Here is an 18199-nt window from a genome sequence, read left to right as displayed (position 1 = left end):
TCCGACGCCAGGCCAAACACCCGGATCAGGTGGGAACCGGTACACCACTTCCAAGGACACAACCCATCCGTCGATGCGATTGCTTGTCCCGGTGCTTCGTTCTTCCTGCTGGTATCAGCGCGGGTCTCGCTGCACGCAGGTCTGGCGGCAGTGCGGTCACCTGGGGTGGTCTGCGGCCACCCGGGGTGCCCCGTGTTTTGGTCAAGGGAAACGGGGGCGTCGGGTCGGTGAGCCGGGGCAGTATGGCGGGGTGGTTGGTCTGCTGTGGGATGACGTGAAGTGCTTCTTCGACCCCGATGTAATGGGGTCGCTGCCGGACGTGCGTGTCCCGGATACCTCGGTGGGGGACTGGCAGGTAGTCCTCGATCTGATTGCGGAGAAGGGCTGGAAGTGCCAGTACTCCGAGGGAGGAACAGTACTTCCGGTGCCCCGGGCGGAGGCCGTACTGTCCCGTCCGGCGGATGCCGAGTGCCCGGACCTGCGGGTCTGGCCGACGCCCGATGTGCTGGCGATCTTCCGTTTCCGTGCCGCAGATGAAGTCGATTTTGACGTCGACCTGCGGGAGTTGCAGGGCCAGGATCGACTCGATGTGTTCTGCGGGTTCCTCCGGGAGATCGGGCGGCGGCTGGGCAAGCCGGTGCTGATGGATCCGGAAGGCGACGAGTGTCATCCGGTGCTCGGCTTCGATGTCGAGGCCGATCGAGTCGTTGTCCTCGCAGACAGCTTGTCGCCGCCGAGGACCGCGACGCGGTCATCTCCGGCCTGACGCTGCCTTACACCGCGCTGGCGTCCAAGGCCACGTCAACCGGATCAAGATGCTCAAGCGCCAGTTGTTCGGCCGCGCCGGCTTCGACCTCCTGCGCAAGCGTGGCTTGCTCGCGTGACAAAGCTGGCCACCTCGCACCGCAGGAACAGCTATACCGGCTCCTCGTACAGATCGATCTCGGAGGGCCTGCGACCGAGCAGCAGCGCGAGACGCCCCTTCATAGCGGTGAACCACTCATCGAGCTCCGCATCGGCATCGTGGAAGAACCAGGAGTCGAAGCGTCCCAAGGCGTCCAGGTCTGGTGCGGGCTCGTATCGGAGTTCGCAGTGAACTTGCACGTAGTGGTCGTGCTCGCCGTCGTCGTCGATGACGCCGAACTGCCGGGTGAGGCTCACGGTGAACATCGGTCGCCCGCTGAAGGCGTACGTGCCGTATTGAAAGAGCAGGCCGTCGGAGTCGGGCGTGGGTGCTGTGTCAAAGCGCCTGCGCCCGAAGCTCACGAAGGCGAGCCAAGCACCCCGAGTGGTCCACTCGGTCATCTCCGACCGCCCGGTCGCCAGCTCGGCTCGCAGGAAGTCGAGAGCTTCCTCCGGCCGTGGTCTGTGAGGCACGTTGGATCCCTTCGCTTGGAAGTCACCTCGTTTTGGGGCCGTCCCACGGCAGCGCTTCACATGCCTCGGCCTGGGCGGCCGCGCCATGGCTGGGGACGTTCGCCTGCAGACATCGGGAGGTACTGCAGTTTCACAGGACCTGGATAGAAAGCTGAGCTGTTGGGGCCGGTCATGTCTTCGCCGGCCAGGTAGCGATGGAGCCATTCGGCGAAGCTCATGCAGTGCTCGACCCAGGTTTCGTCGTAGTTGACCACGAGTCTGGTGGAATCGGCGGCTGCGTCAAGGAAGATCGTCTCCCCTCGGTCGGTGCTGGCGATCGGCCACAGGCCGTTGCGGGTGCCGAAGCTCAGTTCCTTGAGTCCGAGGAGCTGGTGGGGGTCCTCGTCCGCGCCGAGGTCGAGTTCCTCCCAGGGCACCTCTGACCACGCCTGGACGGTGTCCCGGATCCACTGGGCCAGGTTCCACCGCTCGGTCGAGGGGTGGGACAAATAGAGATGACCGTTGAGTTGGATCGGGGCGTATGTGTCGACGATCGCCCGGTAGTCGGCCGGCAGCCGTATGCCGAAATCGGCGTGGAGGCGGTCCCACGCCGAGGGCTCTGCATAGCGGCTCTGGGCCGGTCCAAGCATTGCCATGGTGGCAGCCAGATAGTCGGTCATGGGGTACCTCGTGGGTTTGGATTGCTGCTGGGCAGCAGGCCAGCGGCAGGGCGGGATCGTCCGAATGCGTTACGGATCATGCCAGCCTGCCGTCCTCGCCGGTCAGGTCGCCCTCCTGCGGTGCAGATCAGGGCGTCGGCGATGCCGACGAAGGTCAGGAAGCGGTCGGCCTTGCGTTCGTAGCGACGGTACAGGCGGCGACACCCGGCCGGCCACGCCACCGTCCGCTCCACGGTCCAACGGTGGCAGCCCAGCCGCTGGGAGGACTCGACGCCCTTGCGGGCGATGAGCGGGACGATGCGTCGAGGGCGGAGCCATTGGCGCAGGTCGTAGTCGTAGCCCTTGCCGGCGTGGAGCATGGCGGGCCGCCGATGGCGCAGTCCGCGGCGGGAGCGGATCACTGGGATACCCGGCACGAGGGATTCCAGACCTTGGCTGTCATGCGTGTTCGCCGCGGAGATCCCGACGGAGAGGGGCAGACTGGTCCGCTCGGTGATCAATGGATCTTTGAGCCCTTCTTCCGGAATCCACGGGAGTCGGTTCCGTCAGGTCCCCCTTCATCGTCCGCATGCTCAACGACTCGATCGCGGCGCACCTCGACCAGCCCCACTCGCCGCGAGCGTCGAGCTCGTCCAGCACCAGGCGGTGAAGCCTGCCTCACCCGGGCCCGGCTCCGCTCGGTGAACTGTCGGTGCGCGGTCGGTCCGGACGGGCCGAAAGTCGCCGTTAGCGGGCGCCATGTACAGCCCCTCGTGGCCACGAAGATGATCGCTGCCAGCACCTGTCGGTCCCCGTACCTGCGCCGACGGCCACCCTGAGGGCGAACCGGAGCGGCGGGTACCACCCGCTGGAACGACTTCCGCAACCTGTCGGGTCGTATCCAGCCCCGGCCACCGAGGCGGTCACTCTCTGGTCTACAAGGGTCACGTCCACTGGAGTGGCCGTCGATGCACCACTCCAGTGGACGTGACCCCAGTGTCCCTCAACTGTCGTACGCCCTCTGCCTGTCCTTGCGTGCTGTGGGCTTGCCCCGCGCGCACTGCCCGAACCGGTCCGGGTCGGGGTCGTGTCAGCGGTCGTCGGTAGCGTGATCGCTGTGATGGTGGGAAGTGAAGAGACCCGGCTGGTCGTCGTGCGTGGCAACAGTGCCTCGGGGAAGTCGTCCGTTGCGGCCGGTCTGCGTGAGAGGTTCGGCCGCGGCCTGGCCGTGGTGGGCCAGGACAATCTCCGCCGCATCGTGCTGCGCGAGCGCGATCGGCCTGGCGCGGCGAACATCGGGCTGATCGACCTGACGGCCCGCTATGCCCTTGACGCCGGCTTCCACGTCGTGGTCGAAGGCATCCTGTACGCCGACCGCTACGGGGACATGCTCGCCGGGCTGCGTGCCGACCACCGCGGTCCCACTCACTGCTACTACCTGGACGTGCCGTTCGGCGAAACCCTCGCCAGGCACGCCACCAAGCCGATCGCCGACGACGTCAACGAGACGCAGCTGCGCGGCTGGTACCGGGAGCGTGATCTGCTGCCCGGCGGCATCGAGACCGTCATCGGCGCGGACAGCGCCTTGCACGAAACCGTTGGCCTCATCATGCTCGACACCGGCCTTGCCCACCTGCCCGCACTGGACCGCTGACCGTGGCCCCGCTGCGACCGATGTTGTGCCTCCCTGTGGTGCTGGGGTGCTGCGATGGATGTTGCGCAAGTCCTCACCGTTTCTTGGGATTTGCCCAGGCCACTCCAAGCACCCCAGGTTCCTGGGGCAGGCGCTTCGCGGTCAGGTAGTCAGGAGACCGAGGGAAGGCCATCCCACGTCCAGGATGGCATCGGCCGGCCGTCCGGCTCGCATCCGTAGGGGAGCAGCCGGGTGGGCACGGCGGTGCCCGCCTTCAGCGCCCGCTCGGCCAGCGTCTCTGCTTCGGCGTCGGCGCCCGCTTTCTGAAGAGCGCGCAGCAGTGACAGCACTGCCTCTGGCTGGGTGATCTCGGCGTGCACGGCGGGATTTCGCGCCACGAGTTCCCGCACTGCGTCGTCCGCTTGCGCGTCCTGCAGCCCGGTCAGAAGTGCTGCGACGGCGATGGGATCGGTGAGGTCCGCATGCGTCACCGGACCGAGCGCCAGTAGTTCATCCATTGCCGTCGGTTCGTTCACCGAGGCCAAGTTGATGAGCAGCAGGCCGATGTTCTCCGTCGCATCAGGGTCCATTTGGGTGACCGGGTACTGTGTCAGAAGAGCCTCCCGTGCGTCCTGCGGGTTTGTGTCGCGCACCGCCTGCCACACCCCGGGATCCAACAGGTCCATCTCCTCACAGATGCGAGTCCACAGAGTCCGCACGCCGCTTTCGTCCCCCAGGGCACGCAGAGTGGTCAGCAGATCGGCCATCTGGGAAGCTGCGTACGCTTGATCCTCGTAGTACGTGAGATCGGCGTGACGGGCGGGATCGCGCTGAAGCAGGCGCGCCACCGCGTCGTCCGCACCGTGTCTGTTGAGGACGTCCAACAGCCAGGCCGTGCCTCCCGCGTCCGTCAGACTGACGGCGGTGGCACACGCCAGCAGGCGTTCCCGCTGCGGGGAACCGGCCACCTCAAGAAGGTCCAGCAACCTCGCGACGGACGCGGCGTCTTCGACCCACGCCCGGCTCATGGGGTCCCACCACTCGATGAACTCCAGCGCCGTCTCTCTCGCCCCGGCCATCAGCAACTCGGTCAGCATCCAGATGGGCTCGACGGGGTCCATTGGGTCGAGATACGTCTCCGGTCGGCGGGCCAGAAACGTGGCGAGTTCCGTGTCGGCGCCGGCTCTGCGCAGCTCCTCCAGCACGCCGGGCAGCCCGGTCCAGCCGGGAGGGGGAGGAAGCTCCGTCCGGGAGGCGGCGCCACGGTCGAGCAGTTCGCGGACGAGCCCCTCTTCTCCCGCTCTACGCAGCCGCTGCAACGTCGCATGCAGCAGCAAGGGGTGTGATCCGTAGAACTTCTCGCAACATGTGATCAGGCCACGCTCCCGCAGGACGGCTGTAGCGGCCTCTGCGGAGGACGGGGCATCATTGAGGGCTGCCAGAAGGTCGATGATGGCGAAGGCGTTGTCCATGGAACAGTGCGCGGCGGTCCACCGGGGGACGGTCCCTGGCGGGTCGAGTGCGCCGTGGACATGACGCACCAGTAGGGCGGGGGCGGAGGGGCTGCCCGCGAGTACGGCGCGTCGCCAGAGCAGTGCCGCGTGCCAGCGCAGGCCCCTGTCCCAGGCGGACTGGCCCAGACGGCACAGATCCTCCGGGTCGGTGGCGTGTTCGAGGAGGCTCTCCCAGAGAGCGGGGGCCGGGCTACGGTCCGCCCGGTACCGGCGCATGTGCTGATCCAGGTAGTCGGCTGGCTCAAAGACCGCGGGCGCGCCGGAACGGGGGCGCAACGCGTTCAGTGCGGTGAGGGTGTGTACGGCCGTCACCGTCCCGTCACCGCGCCGGCCCTCGCACAGCGCCGTGAGGTCCTGCAGGGCCCAGTCAGGGTCCCCGCTGCGTTGCCGCGGGGACAGGACGCCGTCGGCGGCCTGCGCCAGAAGGGCGGGCGGCATCGGGGCGTGGTGGCCCAGACGCCGGGCTTCGAGAGCCATGCTGATCAACGCGTGTTCCGACGGAGTGAAGAACATGCCGGGACCTGACAGACAGGCATCCAGCAACTGAGGTCCACCGGTCAGATGTTGGATGACGCGGCCGTCTTCTCGCGCAGCCTCCAGCGCATGCTCCATGCGCGGATCACCGGACAGATCTGCCCACGCCGCCAGGTCGTCTTCTGACAGATGCGGGGGAACGGTCAGCCGCAGCGTCAGGGCGGGGTGGGTGAGGAGGGTTCTCGCTTGGGTGTGACCGAGCTGGTCTGTCTGCGTGAGCGCTGTCCAGTACGGGTGGGTCCAGAAGGTCGCGAGAGCCACCAGTCCCGGACTCCTCCCCAGGCACCCGTGGAGCGCCTCGGCTGCGGCTTCTCCGCCGGCGCCGTAGAAGAATCGCTGGGCCTCGTTCAGCCACAGCACCGAACCGTTGCCAACCTGTCCTGTGTCGAGAAGTTCCAGCAGGTCTGCGGCGGTGGTCGGCCGGTGCAGGGGCCGTTCGGGAGCGAGCTCGATCAGCGCTTCGTACAGGGCACGGGTCTTACCGGTTGACGACTCACCGGTCAGGACCAGCAGGCGGGGGGTACCCCCCTCAAGAGCCCTCGCCAGTGCCTCGTGCAGCCTCACGTCATGCTCGCGGAAGAGGTACGGGGTCAGCGGCCCGTGGGCCCCCTCATCAGAGCTGCTCCCGGGCAGAGGGGCACCGTGCACCTCCAGGGACGCGGCCGTGCGGGCGGTAACGGGCGGCGCCCCTGGTGGATCACTCCCGCTCGCCGCCTCGCGGAGCAGGTGGCGCAGCGCCACGTACGCAGTGTGCTCCCGGGAGCGCGGCTGTACGACACTGAAGTGGTCGCCCGGGAGGGCCCCGCTGTCGGGGAAGGCTCCCTGCGCCGACGCGCGAGGCACCACGCGGTCGCTCTCGGCGGCGAAGACGGAAAACGGTATCGGACAATTTCGCTCACTGACCGTCACAGCGCCGACGATGTCGCGCAGCACGCTCGCATGGGTATCGCGCACGTCCTCGTCGAGGGTGCGCAGCTGCCGCTCTTGGGGATGGGTGCCGAGCAGGAGCTTCCGAGCGCCCCGTGCTATCTCCGAGCCGGCGTTCGGGCAGGCGAACAGGACGACCCGTCGGATGCGTGCCAGTTCCCGGCCACGACCCTCAGCGAGCATCCGCACGAGATAACGCTGGATCACCAGCCCGCCCATACTATGACCCACCAGCACCAGGGGCCGACCTGCCATTGTGGCGTCCAGATACGTCTTGAGGTGGTCGGCCACCGTGCTCAGTGAGGGCAGCGACCGGTCGGGTCGCAGCCGGGCGAGGCCAGTGGCGTAACCGAACGCCCGTGCCTCCACACTCCCCAGTTCCGGATCCTCGTCGATCAGTGAGATGAACCGGTTCCACACCTTCGCTCTGGAATTGAAGCCATGGACGAACACGACGCACAGTCGATCCCCGTCACCCATACACGTGCCCTCCCCCGTACACGATGAACTCGCGCGAGGTACCTACCCAAGCCCCCACAGCCGCGAACGGCCCATGGACCTATGTTCAGGTCGCTGCGGGCTCGGCAATCGGGCCGACGACCCCTCAGGGCACGCAGTTCCTGCACGGACTGGTGCCCGCCAATGCCGTAGTACGCCTGAAGCAGTCCGCGGTCCGCCGGGGCGTCGACCGGCTCCGATCGATGGGGACGGTGGTCGTGGACGCGACGGGCACCTTCCGGCCTCCCGGCGACAGCCTGCGCGGGCTCCTGGGTACCGTAAGTCACCCGGTGGTCACAACGACGGGCCGACGGGACCACCTCGACCCGCTTGTCGCACAACTGGACTGGCTGTCCCGGCACGGCTACGAGGGCCTGGTTAGCTCGGCGACGCTCGTCGTGTCCGAGCTGGACGCGGGGACGACGAGAACCGCGAGCGGCGGCCGGGCAGTCGACTTGGTGGGCGAGGTCTGCCGGGTCCCGTACGACGACGCCTTGCGCGGACGGGGCCTCGTCGACCACGCGTCCCTCAGCCCCGCCACCCGGCAGTCGTTCGCAGACCTGGCCCGCGTTGTCCGAGCAGCCCTCGAAGACGGTAACCGGCACTGAGGAAGATCGTCCGACTCGATGGGCCACAGGGAGGTCATGGCTGAACGATGAGCCACCACTGACTGTGCGGCGGTCGTCCCACCGGGAAATCCGCAACACCCCTGCCCTCAGCGGGAGTTACGGCATGCACCCTTTCCTGGGGTGTGAAGCGTCAGGCCTGTGCGTGGCGCAGTGTCACGCCGTCTTGGGGAAGGCCGGTGGTCAGCTCCCGGTCCAGCCGCGTTTGGAGTAGGAGGCGATGCCGGTGAGCGCGATCCTGAGGAGTGCGCGCAATTCGATGTGGAGCGGTACCTTCTCGTCGGCGACCTGCGTCCAGCGGTACAGGAGCCCCAGATAGGCGTCGCGCAGCATGTTTCCCGCCGCTACCGGATCGATGTCGAGGGCGACGTCCCCCCGCGCCTGCCCGGCCGAGATGATCCGGACGAAAATGTGCCCCGCGTACTCGGGCTCCTCCAGGAGGGGCTGGCCCGACTTCACCCAGGCGGTCAGCATGACCTTGGTGAGGTCGCGCTCCGCCTCGTTGAAGTCGGCCAGTGCGGACATGCATCGTTCCAGTTGCACGGTGGTGTCGTCGCCCTCGTGGTCCAGCGACTTCTCCATGAAGGCCTGGAGCTTCTCCTGGCGCTGCTGGGCCCATGTGGTGACGAGGTCCTCCTTGCGTTGGAAGTGATTGAAGAAGGTTCCTCGTGCCACGTCGGCGCGTTCGGTGATCTGGTCGATCGTGGTGCGCTCGTATCCTTGCTCGGCGAAGAGCTCCAGGGCGGACGTGTACAGGCGGTCGTGCATGCGCTGCCGGCTGCGCTCCCGTCGGCCGGGGGAGCGTGCGGGCTGGGGTTCCTCAACCGTCATCGGCTCTCTCTTTCTCTGCTCGGCCCGTGTCGAGGTGACGCCGTAAACGTCCGGGTGTCCAAGAACGGCGGTCCGGTGACCGCCGCGAAGATCGTCGACCTCGTCCGCCGGGCCGGGCTCTCCTTCCAGATCGGCGTGCAGGTGGCCGAGGTGGGACCACTGATCAACTCCGGCCGCGCGCTGGCCTTCGCGCACGCGGACGCCCTCACCGTCGAGGCCGGCCAGTGCGACCGCTTCTTCCCCGAGATGGTCGTCTCGCCGCGCCCGGCCGTTGACCGCCGCACGAACACCATCAGCCCGGCCTGCGGCCATGGCTTCGGCCTCGACCTCAACGAACGCGCCGAACCCTGGGCCGTGTCCCACCGCGCCGAGGGCGACTCCTCCTGGCGGTGGCTCCCCGCCCCCGAGAAACGCACGAAGGAATTCGCATGACGACGTCCTACTTCTCCGACCTGCTGGTGGAGTTCCTCCACCAGCAGGGCATCGACAAGGTCGCCTTCAACCCCGGCGCGTCCTTCCGCGGGGTGCACGACTCCCTCGTCCACCGGGACAACGCCGACATGGCGCCGGACATCGTCATGGCCTGCCACGAGGAGATCGCCGTAGCCCTGGCGCACGGCTACCACAAGGCCAGTGGCCGCCACATGGCGGTGTTCGTCCACGCCAACGTCGGTCTGCTGCACGCGTCCATGGCGATCTTCAACGCCTGGTGCGACCGCGTACCGCTGCTCGTGCTCGGGGGCAACGGACCCGTCGACGCGGGTCTGCGGCGCCCCTGGATCGACTGGATACACACCTCGCAGAACATCGAGTCCGTGGTCAAGGACTACGTGAAGTGGTGCGATCAGCCCATCGGTCAGCGCGCCACCGTGGAATCCCTCTACCGCGCCTTCAAGTTGATGAACACACCGATGCACGCCCCGGTGTTCGTGGCGCTCGACTTCGCCGTGCAGGAACAGCCCCTGGAAAGCGGTGTGCGGCTGCTGCCGGCGACCGCCACCGAGGGGACCCGGTTGCCCGCGCTGGGCGGAGCCGACCTGGAACACCTCACCGAAAGGCTGAAGGAGGCACAACTTCCCGTCCTGGTGGTCGACTTCTCCGGACGCGACCCCGAAACGGTCGCGCCGCTCGTCGCGCTGGCCGAGACGCTGGGCCTCGCCGTCGTGGACCGGGGCAACCGTATGAACTTCCCCAACACCCACCCGCTCAACGTCAGCCACACGGACCGTGCCCTGCTGGCCGACGCGGACCTGGTGATCGCCCTTGAGGTACAGGACCTGGTCGGGGCCGTGGGCTCCTTCCTCAGCCTCACCGACCAAGGGCTGCCGGCGAACGGCGCCGAGATCGTCACCATCGGCTTCAACGAACTCCTCACCAGCAAGTGGGCCGCCGACTACCAGCAGTTCGTGCCGGTCACGCGGGCCGTCGCGGCGGACACCGCCGAAACCGTGGGCCGCCTGCGCGCCCTGGCCGAGGACCCGGCGGGGCCCTTCGTCGAACCCGCGTTCGCCGAGCGCCGCGAACGGCGGGTCAAGACCCTGTCCGCCGCGCACACCGAGGCCAGGACCGACTGGGCGCGGCAGGCCGACGAGGCCAAGGGGCGCGCACGCATCCACGTGTCCGCGGCCGTCGACGAGATCCACCGGGCCCTGCGGGACGAGGAATGGGTCCTCACCAACACCGGCAGCCTCACCATCGACGGCTGGGTGAAGAAGCTCTGGCCGCTGGAGCGGCCCGGCAGCTACCTCGGCCTCAACGGCGGCGGTGGTCTCGGCTACGGCCTCGGCGCCTCGATCGGCGCCGCGCTCGCCCACCAGGGCGACGGGACCCTCTGCGTCGATCTGCAGGCCGACGGCGATTTCCTCTACACACCCAGCGCGCTGTGGACCCTCGCTGCCTACGACGTGCCGCTCCTTGTGATCGTCATGAACAACCGCCTCTACCTCAACTCCACCCAGCACGCCGAACGCATCGCCGGCAACCGTGACCGCGACCCCGGCCGTGCCCACATCGCCACCAGTTTCTACGACCAGCCGGTGGACTTCGTCGCCCTGGCGCGGTCCTACGGCGTTCACGCCCTGCGCCGGGTCGAGCGGATCGAGTCGGTCGCACCGACCGTCGGGGAGGCGGTGGACCACATCAAGGAGCACGGCAAGCCCGTCCTCGTCGAGATCCTCATGGAGTGAACGGGCCCTCCCGCAGCCCCGGAACGACTGCCCATCCCCTTCCCAGGAGGCATCCACCATGACGGTGGTCTTCGAATGCATCTACGACGACGAACGGTACTTCGGCCTCGGCATACCCGAGGACGGGGCGCCCCTGCGCCTGTACCCCTCGGCCGGTGACTCGCTGGCCACGCTGCTGCTCGCGGCGGACGCGGAGACCGCCCCGGCCCTGCTCACCCGCGGGCGCGGCGAGTTGCACGTCCCGGCAGCGGATCGTCACCGGGTGCGGATGCTGCCGCCACTGCTGCCGGCCCAGGTGGGTGACGCTTTGGTCAGCGGCTTCATGATGACGCACAACGTGAAGGTCGGCGCCGAGGTCCCGGACCAGCCCAACTGGTTCGTCAAGGGACTGGGGGACGTGCTCAGGGTCCCCGGTGAGCCGCTCTCGGTGCCGAGCGACGCGGTCGCCGTGTGCGAGGAGGCCGAGGTGGTCCTCGCCCATGTGGGCGACGAACAGGGCGTGCCCCGCTACGTCGGCTACACCTTCGGCAACGACCTCACCGACATCGGCCGTTTCAAGCAGCATGCCGGGCACCTGTCGTACGCGAAGCTCTGCGATGCCGGGGTGGCCCCCTGGCTGCACCTGGGCGATCCGCCCGGCTCGGCGACGGGTGAGGTCACCGTCGAGCGGGACGGGACCGTGGCGTGGAAGGGGGCGTTCACCACCGGCACGGACGCCCTCCACTACGACCTCACCACGATGATGTCCCGCCTCTTCTCGTACCGGGCCCTCCACCACCCCGGACGGGTCCACTACGTCTTCATCGGCGCGGACCGCAGCAGCTTCCACGCGGGTTTCCGGATCACGGACGGCGACCGGGTCACGATCGACGTTGAGAGCCACGGCGTACAGCTGTCCCACCCGCTTGCCTGGACACCCCCGCAGGAGGAGGGATGAGTTCCCCGCCCGCGTCGCGCAGGCTCAGCGGCGTGGAGGCCGCGTTCGCCTACACCCACGCGCTGATGCACGGCACCACTCAGGTCACCACGCATGTCACGGTGAGCGGAGACATCGGCCCGGAGCGGCTGCGCGCGGGTGCCGCGCGCTGGGCGGAGGAACTGCCCTTGCTGGCGCTGCGCATCGAGGAGCGGGCGGACGGCCTGTGGTTCACCACGGGGCCAGGCCCGCTGCCCGACCAGATCAGGCACAGTGCCCTGACCGTCCCCGACTCACCCGACGACGTGCTGCGCCGTGAACTCAACGACGTACTGGCAACCGGCGGCCCGTTGTGGCGGCTGCACGCGGTGAGCGATCCGGCGGCCGGGGTGACGCACCTGTACTTCACCCGCAACCACGCCATCTCGGACGCCCACTCCACCGGCGCGGTCGTCAGGGCGCTGCTGGACGCGCTGCTCGGCCACACCGACGGCGCGCACCCGCACGACGTACGCCGACTGCCGCCGAACGGCGATGCGTTGACGTACCGCCCGCCCGCCCCGGCCGGCGCCCCACCGCCGCCGGCGACGGCCTCACCGCAGCCGCTGCCCTTCGCCGCCCACCGACCGTGGGCCCGGCGGAAGGCCGACTTCATCCCCCTGACCTTCGGCCTGACGGAGAGCCGGACCCTCATGTCCTGGTGCCGGAACCAGGGCCTGACGGTCAACCAGTTCTTCTCCGCGGCACTGGCCGAGTCGTTCGCCGAGACCACCGGGTGTTCGGAAGTCTCCCTGTACACCGCTGTGTCGCTGCGGCGACGCTATGCGCAAAGCCCTTCGCTGCCGGACGTGGGCTGCTTCATCAACGTGCTGAACGTGCCCCTGCGCCTGGACCGGCCCGACCTCGTCGGCCACGCGCGCGCCTGTGCGGGGGCGCTGGCGCGGGCGGACGCCGACTGGCGGCCCGACGTCCGGGAGCACGCGGCGATCCGGCGGGCGGTCGAGCAGGTCGCGGCTGCCCGGTGCGCGCCGGGGATCTGCATCACCAACATCGGGATCGCCGATCCGGCGCTCGGCCCGCACATGGACCGGGTCACCGGCTACCGGACGGTGGTCAACCGGACGGGGGCCAATTACGGTCTGGTCCTCCATCTCGGCACGCTGGGCGGGAGGTTCGGCGCGGCCCTCGCCTTCGGCGTCCCGAGCACGGACCCGGCCACAGCCCGGGCGGTGGCGAAGTCCCTGCACGACCGGGTGGTCGGACCCGGCCGGGCCTAGACCGGGTGGTCGGACCCGGCCGGGCCTAGGCGGTCGTGTCCTGCCGAAGGACCAGGTCGAGAAGGCCGGGGAAGCGGGCGTCGAACTCGGCCCTGCGCAGTCGGTTGAGGCGCTTGGGCCCGGCGTCCCGCTGTTCCAGGAGGCCGGCTTCGCGCAGGACGGCGAAGTGTCGGCTCAGGGTCGCCTTGGTCACCGGTACGTCGAAGCTGCCGCACGCGCGTTCCCAGTCGCCCGCTCCGGCCAACTCTCTTACCAGGGACTGCCGGACCGGATCGGCGAGGGCGAGCAGCGCCGTCTCCAGCGACACCTCGTCGGGGTCCGTGTGGACCGGGGGCGTGCGGTGGCTCGCGGTCGCCGTCTGTTGCTTGGGCTGTGCCGCCATGAGTGGTTGCTCCGTCCCGCTGGCTGGTTCCGAATCGCGTGCGCACGCTCGGATTGCCGAGTGTTCGATGATCTGCGTACACTCCGAGTGTTCGTCTCGTAGCGAACACTCTACCGGAGCCGGTGGCGCATCGCCCGGCTCCCTCCCCCCTCACCTGCCCTTCGGCACCCACCCATGGAAGGAAGACCCATGGCACAGAACCAACCCGGCAGGACCCGGCCGGGACTTACGCTGTTCGCGGCCTGCCTCGGCTTCGTGGTCGTCATCCTGGACGTCAGCGTCGTCAACGTCGCCACCAAGGCACTGGGCGCGGACCTCGGCGGCAGCCTGTCCGGCCTGGAGTGGGTGATCAACGGCTACACGCTCACCTTCGCCGCCTTCCTCCTCACCGCCGGCGCCATGGGCGACCGCTACGACCCCAAGCACATCTTCGTCCTGGGCTTCGCACTCTTCGCCGTGACCTCGCTGGCCTGCGGCGCCGCCCCCTCCCTGGTAGCCCTGATCACCGCGCGGGTCGTCCAGGGCGTCGGGGCCGCCATGATCGTGCCGTCGTCCCTGTCGATCGTGAACACCAACTTCCCCGACCCCGCCGAGCGCACCCGCGCCGTGAGCCTGTGGGCAGCCGCCGGCGGACTCGCCCTCGCCCTGGGCCCCGTGGTGGGCGGCCTCCTGGTGGACTCACTGGGGTGGCGCTCGATCTTCTACGTCAACATCCCGATCGCCGCCGTCGGCATCGTCCTCGTACGGGCCTACGCCCGCCCCGCCCCCGCCCGCGACGCCTCGATCCGCCGTTCCCTCGACCTGCCCGGCCAGCTGCTGGCCGTCGTCGGCCTCGGCGCCCTCACCGGAGCGATCGTCGAGGCGAACGCCCAGGGCTGGACCTCGGCCACCGTACTGACCTGCCTGACCGTCTTCCTGCTCGCCCTCGCCGGTTTCGTCGCCGTGGAGCGCCGCAGCGCCGATCCGATGCTGCCCCTCCATCTCTTCGGCCGGGGAACGTTCACCTCGACCTCCCTCATCGGCGTGCTGCTCAACTTCTCCTTCTACGGCCTGATCTTTGTCTTCAGTCTCTTCTTCCAGCAGGTCTGGGACTACTCGCCCCTCGTCGCCGGTCTCGCGTTCCTGCCGATGACGGCCGCCATCATGATCGCGAACCTGTCCTGCGGCCCGCTGGTGAAGCGACACGGCGCCCGCACAGTGCTGATCACCGGCAACACTCTGGCCGCCGTCGGCTACCTGGCCACCGTGCCCGTCGTCGGTTCCGGGTCCTACGCGCAGATGGCCGTCCAGTTCGTGGTCGCGGGCTTCGGAATCGGCCTGGTCGTCCCGTCCATGACCAACGCCATGCTCGGCTCGGTGGACCCGGCCAACGCCGGAATCGCCTCCGGCGTACTCAACGCCTCCCGGCAACTGGGCGGGCTCATCGGGGTGGCCGTCATGGGGCTGCTCGTCGGGCAGGCGACGTCGGACCACTTCCTGCCCGGCCTGCGCGCCGCGCTGATCTGGGCCGTCGCCGCACTCCTGATCAGCGGGGTGCTGAGCGCGATCGGCCTGCGCGGCCCCAAGCCGCCGACTGCCCCGCCGCCCGCCACCACCGCCCGTCCCGCCCAAATCCCCAGCACCGCCGACACGCGTTGACGGCGCAAGGAGTGCCATGCCTCACCTCGTCCTCGAACACTCCGGCAATGTCCGGGAGCACATAGACCCAGCCGTTCTCTTCGGCGCGCTGCACAGACAACTGGCCGCTGTCGGAGGCTTCCGCATCCAGGACTTCAAGAGCCGCCTCGTTCGCATGGACCAGTACTTCATCGGCGACGGCACGCGCGAACAGTCCTTCGTCAACCTCGACGTACGCACGTTCGGCGGCAAGTCCGCCGAGACCCGCGCGGCGATCAGTGCGGCGGCCCTCGCCGTTCTCGCCTCGGCCTTCGAGCACACCCTGCGCGAGAGGGCTGCGACATCTCCGTCCAGATCACCGAACTTGACCGGGACGCCTTCGCCCGTACCCGGTCCGCCGACACCCATCCACAGGAGCAGACACCCTCATGAACACCTACGAAGACCAGCGCGTACTCGTCGTCGGCGGCACCTCCGGCGTCGGCCTGGCCACCGGCCGTGAGTTCGCCACGCGGGGCGCCGCCACCGTCATCGCCTCCCGCAGCCCACAGCGCATCGACGCCGCCGTCACGGAGCTGAGCGGACTGCCCGGAGCCGTGACCGGCCACACCCTGGACATCCGGTCGGACGACGACGTGGAGCGATTCGCCACCGACTCGGGGGAGTACGACCACGTCGTCGTCACGGCGGGGGAGACGCCCATGGGACGCGTGGACACCCTCCCGCTCACCGACGCGTACGCCGCGATGGACAGCAAGTTCTGGGGTGCCTACCGCATCGCCCGAGCCGTCCCCGTACGCCCCTCCGGCTCCCTGACCCTGCTCGCCGGCTACCTCTCCCAGCGCCCCGGCCGGGCATCGGCCCTGCAGAGCGCCATCAACGCGGCCCTGGAAGCCCTGGCCCGGGGCCTGGCCCTGGAATACGCCCCCCTGCGCGTCAACGCCGTCTCACCGGGCCTGCTGCGCACCCCGCTGTGGCAGAACCTGAACCCCGCCGATCGCGAGCAGATGTACAAGGCCGCCGAAAGCCGCCTCCCCGTCGCCCGAGTGGGCGACCCAGCAGACGTCGCCCAGGCCGTCCTCTTCCTCACGGCCAACGCCTACACGACGGGTACGACGGTGTATGTCGACGGCGGGGGCATGATCGCCTGAAGGGTCAGGGGAGGGCTGCCGTCGGGCAGTTCGGCCTCGTGCAGGGCGAGTTCCCGCGCGCGGCCTTGCCGGACTGCTCGTCGTAGTCGTCCGCCACGCAGCGGGCATCCTCACCGATCAGCCGGACGGTCTTGGACGCGGCCGTGTGCGCCTCGGATCGGCACCTCCTCCTGCAGCGCGACCGGCAGCACTCGGTGACCGGCCTCCCGGCCACATCGCCGGCTGCCGGCAGGTCCGATGCCTGAGGGAGCTGCGAGCGGTGGACGCGGGAGAGGTTGCCCGGCTCAAGGCCGGCGTTGAAGCGCTGGTCGGCGCCCTGTACGAGGTCACGACGGGAGACAGGCACTTGTACCAGCAGTTCGCCGTCCGCCGTGCCACGGTCCGCGCATTGCCGACGCAGGCCAGGCCCGGCCCGTAGCGGGCCCTTCGTTGCCGACGACCGGCCGGGACCTTGGTTTCGGTCCGTCCGCGTCGGTGCGTACATGCGGCATTCGCGGCGAGTCCCGATACCGGTGACCTAGAATTAACTGTCTGTGGAAGATAATTCTTTGGAAGATGAGTGATGGCTGACGCTGACCTGAAGCTGCTGTACCGGGAGCTGGTCTCGCTGGAGATCGAGTTGTGGGGCGGCATCGAGGAGCGGTTGCGGGCGGAGTACGACCTGGCGCTGACCTCGTTCGAAGTGCTGCACCTGCTGTTGAGGCGGCCTGGACGGCGGATCCAGGACATCGCGGAGGAGTTTTCGATCACGGTGGGCGGCACGAGCAAGGTCGTCGACCGTCTGGAGGCGGCGGGGCTGTGTGGCCGGAAGGCCAATCCGAACGACCGCCGTTCCTCGATCGTCGAGCTCACCCCTGAGGGGCGGAAGCTGGTGGGCGGGGCGCTGAGGGTTTTCGAGGAGGAGCTGGAGCTGCGGATCGGGTCGGTGATTTCGGAGGAGTCGGTACGCGAGGTGACCGCGGTCCTCAGGACGCTGCGGGCGGCCGGACGTGCTCTGGACGCGGAACGCAGGGCCGCGGGCCGGACGCCGGTTGCGGCGGTGCGGGCGCCGAAGCGGCCCGGCCGGCCGACCTCGTGAGCCGGAGCGTTTCGGGCATGCCAAGGGGCGGTCTGGGAGGCAGATCACCATGCTCGTCTGTCCCGCAGGCCGCTTGTTGCTGTTCAGCCGGCGATGCCGTGGAAGGCGATGACTTTGTCGATGTGGGCGCGGACGAGGAGATTGCCGGGGCCGCCGTTGCGGGCGGCGTACTCCTGGGTGCGTTCTTCGCCCATGTAGCGGGCGCCGAGGAGGCCGCCCCAGTGCAGCATCTCGTCGGGGTCTGTGGAGGTCTCGGCGTGTCCTTGGAGGATGACGAACGCGTATGGGGGACGGTCGTCGTCGATGCAGAGGGCGTAGCGCCCGTCGCGGGCGAGGTTGCGGCCCTTGACGCCGTCCTTCTCGGTGGTGAGCACGATGTCGTCACCGTCGAGAAGGAACCAGACCGGTGTGACGTGCGGGCTTCCGTCGGCCCGGACGGTCGACAGCTTGCCGGTGCGGGTGCCGTGCGTGACGAAAGCCCGCCACTGCTCGTCAGTCATCTTGCGCATGCGATGCCTCTCACTCGGGTAGCGGCCGTTTGTCGTGCTCTGCGGCCGGCCCGGCCGCAGAGCACGACGAGGTGGGGGTCAGCGGCCCCAGAAGGCGTCCTCGGCGTTCTGGTCGCCGGAGAAGAGCCACATCTGGGTGATCTTGCCGTTCTGGATGCGCAGGAGATCCACGCCGTCCATGGCCATGGAGGTGTCGCCGCGGCGGCCCGTGAAGTGGATGGTGGCGGTGACCAGCTCGCCATTGCCCATAAGGGAGTGGATCTTGTCGATGGCGAAGGTGCCCTGGCTGGCCTCCATCATGCCGCCGAGCATCTGGAAGACGGCGCTGTGGCCCTTGTGCTCGCCGGAGAACTGGTTGGCGCCGGGCTGGTGCCAGACGATCGCCTCGTCGAGGAGTTCGCCGAGGGCGGCCGTGTCGCCGGTCTGCACGGCCTGGAAGTAGGTGCGGGCGATGTCGATGTTCGTGCTGGTCATGGTGTGTTCTCCAGAGGTGGTCGTGCGGGGT

Annotated in this window: 18 protein-coding genes and 1 pseudogene; 11 read left to right on the top strand and 8 right to left on the bottom strand. The window is 68.8% G+C overall.

Translation table 11 applies throughout. The features are described from left to right. Nucleotides 1–250 precede the first annotated feature (250 nt). Nucleotides 251–766, top strand: coding sequence for a hypothetical protein (locus GA0115233_RS36555; protein WP_093724642.1), 516 nt, complete (start codon nt 251–253; stop codon nt 764–766). Nucleotides 767–915: 149 nt separating this feature from the next. On the opposite strand, the gene GA0115233_RS36550 is transcribed toward GA0115233_RS36555, so the two are convergent. From GA0115233_RS36550 to GA0115233_RS36540, 3 genes and pseudogenes are all read right to left on the bottom strand, one after another. Then, nucleotides 916–1377 (bottom strand): hypothetical protein, encoded by a 462-nt coding sequence (locus GA0115233_RS36550; RefSeq protein WP_218063622.1) that lies wholly within the window; start codon nt 1375–1377, stop codon nt 916–918. Nucleotides 1378–1433: 56 nt separating this feature from the next. Further along, on the bottom strand, nt 1434–2036 hold the full coding sequence (locus tag GA0115233_RS36545; RefSeq protein ID WP_093724641.1) for an SMI1/KNR4 family protein: 603 nt from the start codon (nt 2034–2036) through the stop codon (nt 1434–1436). 122 nt (nt 2037–2158) lie between these two features. After that, a pseudogene (locus GA0115233_RS36540) lies at nt 2159–2916 on the bottom strand (IS5 family transposase); the annotation flags it as partial. Nucleotides 2917–3135: 219 nt separating this feature from the next. Between GA0115233_RS36540 and GA0115233_RS36535 the strand changes: the two are divergent. Continuing rightward, nucleotides 3136–3669: an AAA family ATPase gene (locus GA0115233_RS36535; RefSeq protein ID WP_176712066.1), complete on the top strand. Its 534-nt coding sequence runs from the start codon at nt 3136–3138 to the stop codon at nt 3667–3669. 149 nt (nt 3670–3818) lie between these two features. Here GA0115233_RS36535 and GA0115233_RS36530 read toward each other — a convergent pair whose 3' ends face one another. Continuing rightward, nucleotides 3819–7103 (bottom strand): alpha/beta fold hydrolase, encoded by a 3285-nt coding sequence (locus GA0115233_RS36530; protein WP_093724639.1) that lies wholly within the window; start codon nt 7101–7103, stop codon nt 3819–3821. Nucleotides 7104–7411: 308 nt separating this feature from the next. Between GA0115233_RS36530 and GA0115233_RS36525 the strand changes: the two genes are divergently transcribed. Beyond that, complete coding sequence (locus GA0115233_RS36525; RefSeq protein WP_141689623.1) at nt 7412–7729, top strand: hypothetical protein; 318 nt, start codon at nt 7412–7414, stop codon at nt 7727–7729. A 201-nt stretch (nt 7730–7930) separates the two neighbouring features. Here the strand turns inward: GA0115233_RS36525 and GA0115233_RS36520 are convergent, their stop codons facing one another. Further along, nucleotides 7931–8578 carry a TetR/AcrR family transcriptional regulator gene (locus GA0115233_RS36520; RefSeq protein ID WP_255310472.1) on the bottom strand — a complete coding sequence of 216 codons (648 nt, stop codon included), beginning with the start codon at nt 8576–8578 and terminating at the stop codon, nt 7931–7933. A 75-nt stretch (nt 8579–8653) separates the two neighbouring features. Between GA0115233_RS36520 and GA0115233_RS36515 the strand changes: the two genes are divergently transcribed. The 4 genes from GA0115233_RS36515 to GA0115233_RS36500 are packed head-to-tail and all read left to right on the top strand — an operon-like array spanning nt 8654 to nt 12957. Beyond that, a complete protein-coding gene (locus GA0115233_RS36515) occupies nt 8654–9010 on the top strand; it encodes a hypothetical protein (RefSeq protein ID WP_141689622.1) in 357 nt (118 codons plus the stop codon). Next, nucleotides 9007–10764: a thiamine pyrophosphate-binding protein gene (locus GA0115233_RS36510; RefSeq protein WP_093724635.1), complete on the top strand. Its 1758-nt coding sequence runs from the start codon at nt 9007–9009 to the stop codon at nt 10762–10764. Before GA0115233_RS36515 ends, GA0115233_RS36510 begins: the two co-directional genes overlap by 4 nt. A gap of 58 nt (nt 10765–10822) precedes the next feature. Next, on the top strand, nt 10823–11701 hold the full coding sequence (locus GA0115233_RS36505) for an FAH family protein (protein WP_093724634.1): 879 nt from the start codon (nt 10823–10825) through the stop codon (nt 11699–11701). Then, a complete protein-coding gene (locus GA0115233_RS36500) occupies nt 11698–12957 on the top strand; it encodes a hypothetical protein (RefSeq protein WP_093724633.1) in 1260 nt (419 codons plus the stop codon). Before GA0115233_RS36505 ends, GA0115233_RS36500 begins: the two co-directional genes overlap by 4 nt. 25 nt (nt 12958–12982) lie before the next feature. Here GA0115233_RS36500 and GA0115233_RS36495 read toward each other — a convergent pair whose 3' ends face one another. Continuing rightward, the gene (locus GA0115233_RS36495; RefSeq protein ID WP_093724632.1) at nt 12983–13339 is read right to left on the bottom strand and encodes an ArsR/SmtB family transcription factor; all 357 of its coding nucleotides are present in this window, start codon (nt 13337–13339) and stop codon (nt 12983–12985) included. A 189-nt stretch (nt 13340–13528) separates the two neighbouring features. Here GA0115233_RS36495 and GA0115233_RS36490 point away from each other — a divergent pair, with 189 nt between their 5' ends. The 4 genes from GA0115233_RS36490 to GA0115233_RS36480 all read left to right on the top strand — a co-directional run bounded on the left by GA0115233_RS36490 (nt 13529) and on the right by GA0115233_RS36480 (nt 17185). Beyond that, nucleotides 13529–14977 (top strand): MFS transporter, encoded by a 1449-nt coding sequence (locus GA0115233_RS36490; protein ID WP_093724631.1) that lies wholly within the window; start codon nt 13529–13531, stop codon nt 14975–14977. Nucleotides 14978–14993: 16 nt separating this feature from the next. Beyond that, nucleotides 14994–15458, top strand: coding sequence for a 5-carboxymethyl-2-hydroxymuconate Delta-isomerase (locus GA0115233_RS42475; protein WP_176712065.1), 465 nt, complete (start codon nt 14994–14996; stop codon nt 15456–15458). Beyond that, nucleotides 15385–16107, top strand: coding sequence for an SDR family oxidoreductase (locus GA0115233_RS36485; protein ID WP_093724630.1), 723 nt, complete (start codon nt 15385–15387; stop codon nt 16105–16107). Before GA0115233_RS42475 ends, GA0115233_RS36485 begins: the two co-directional genes overlap by 74 nt. 562 nt (nt 16108–16669) lie before the next feature. Next, a complete protein-coding gene (locus tag GA0115233_RS36480) occupies nt 16670–17185 on the top strand; it encodes a MarR family winged helix-turn-helix transcriptional regulator (RefSeq protein ID WP_093724629.1) in 516 nt (171 codons plus the stop codon). An 83-nt stretch (nt 17186–17268) separates the two neighbouring features. Here GA0115233_RS36480 and GA0115233_RS36475 read toward each other — a convergent pair whose 3' ends face one another. Together GA0115233_RS36475 and GA0115233_RS36470 are read right to left on the bottom strand one after the other, a co-directional pair. Further along, the gene (locus GA0115233_RS36475) at nt 17269–17694 is read right to left on the bottom strand and encodes a PPOX class F420-dependent oxidoreductase (RefSeq protein ID WP_093724628.1); all 426 of its coding nucleotides are present in this window, start codon (nt 17692–17694) and stop codon (nt 17269–17271) included. Nucleotides 17695–17772: 78 nt separating this feature from the next. Beyond that, the gene (locus GA0115233_RS36470; protein WP_093724627.1) at nt 17773–18168 is read right to left on the bottom strand and encodes a nuclear transport factor 2 family protein; all 396 of its coding nucleotides are present in this window, start codon (nt 18166–18168) and stop codon (nt 17773–17775) included. Nucleotides 18169–18199: the final 31 nt, after the last annotated feature.

This window comes from Streptomyces sp. DI166 (genome assembly GCF_900091315.1).
Classification (GTDB): Bacteria; Actinomycetota; Actinomycetes; order Streptomycetales; family Streptomycetaceae; genus Streptomyces; species Streptomyces fuscus.
The sequence above is the reverse complement of the archived record's forward strand: the minus strand, read 5'-3'. Positions and strand labels throughout refer to the sequence as shown.

Bases quoted from the DNA above. Each gene is read 5' to 3' on its own strand.
- GA0115233_RS36490 (WP_093724631.1), top strand. From the start codon at position 13,529: ATGGCACAGAACCAACCCGGCAGGACCCGGCCGGGACTTACGCTGTTC.
- GA0115233_RS36545 (WP_093724641.1), bottom strand. From the start codon at position 2,036: ATGACCGACTATCTGGCTGCCACCATGGCAATGCTTGGACCGGCCCAG.
- GA0115233_RS36530 (WP_093724639.1), bottom strand. From the start codon at position 7,103: ATGGGTGACGGGGATCGACTGTGCGTCGTGTTCGTCCATGGCTTCAAT.
- GA0115233_RS36535 (WP_176712066.1), top strand. From the start codon at position 3,136: ATGGTGGGAAGTGAAGAGACCCGGCTGGTCGTCGTGCGTGGCAACAGT.
- GA0115233_RS36480 (WP_093724629.1), top strand. From the start codon at position 16,670: ATGGCTGACGCTGACCTGAAGCTGCTGTACCGGGAGCTGGTCTCGCTG.
- GA0115233_RS36520 (WP_255310472.1), bottom strand. From the start codon at position 8,578: ATGACGGTTGAGGAACCCCAGCCCGCACGCTCCCCCGGCCGACGGGAG.
- GA0115233_RS36505 (WP_093724634.1), top strand. From the start codon at position 10,823: ATGACGGTGGTCTTCGAATGCATCTACGACGACGAACGGTACTTCGGC.
- GA0115233_RS42475 (WP_176712065.1), top strand. From the start codon at position 14,994: ATGCCTCACCTCGTCCTCGAACACTCCGGCAATGTCCGGGAGCACATA.
- GA0115233_RS36475 (WP_093724628.1), bottom strand. From the start codon at position 17,694: ATGCGCAAGATGACTGACGAGCAGTGGCGGGCTTTCGTCACGCACGGC.
- GA0115233_RS36500 (WP_093724633.1), top strand. From the start codon at position 11,698: ATGAGTTCCCCGCCCGCGTCGCGCAGGCTCAGCGGCGTGGAGGCCGCG.
- GA0115233_RS36470 (WP_093724627.1), bottom strand. From the start codon at position 18,168: ATGACCAGCACGAACATCGACATCGCCCGCACCTACTTCCAGGCCGTG.
- GA0115233_RS36485 (WP_093724630.1), top strand. From the start codon at position 15,385: ATGAACACCTACGAAGACCAGCGCGTACTCGTCGTCGGCGGCACCTCC.
- GA0115233_RS36510 (WP_093724635.1), top strand. From the start codon at position 9,007: ATGACGACGTCCTACTTCTCCGACCTGCTGGTGGAGTTCCTCCACCAG.
- GA0115233_RS36495 (WP_093724632.1), bottom strand. From the start codon at position 13,339: ATGGCGGCACAGCCCAAGCAACAGACGGCGACCGCGAGCCACCGCACG.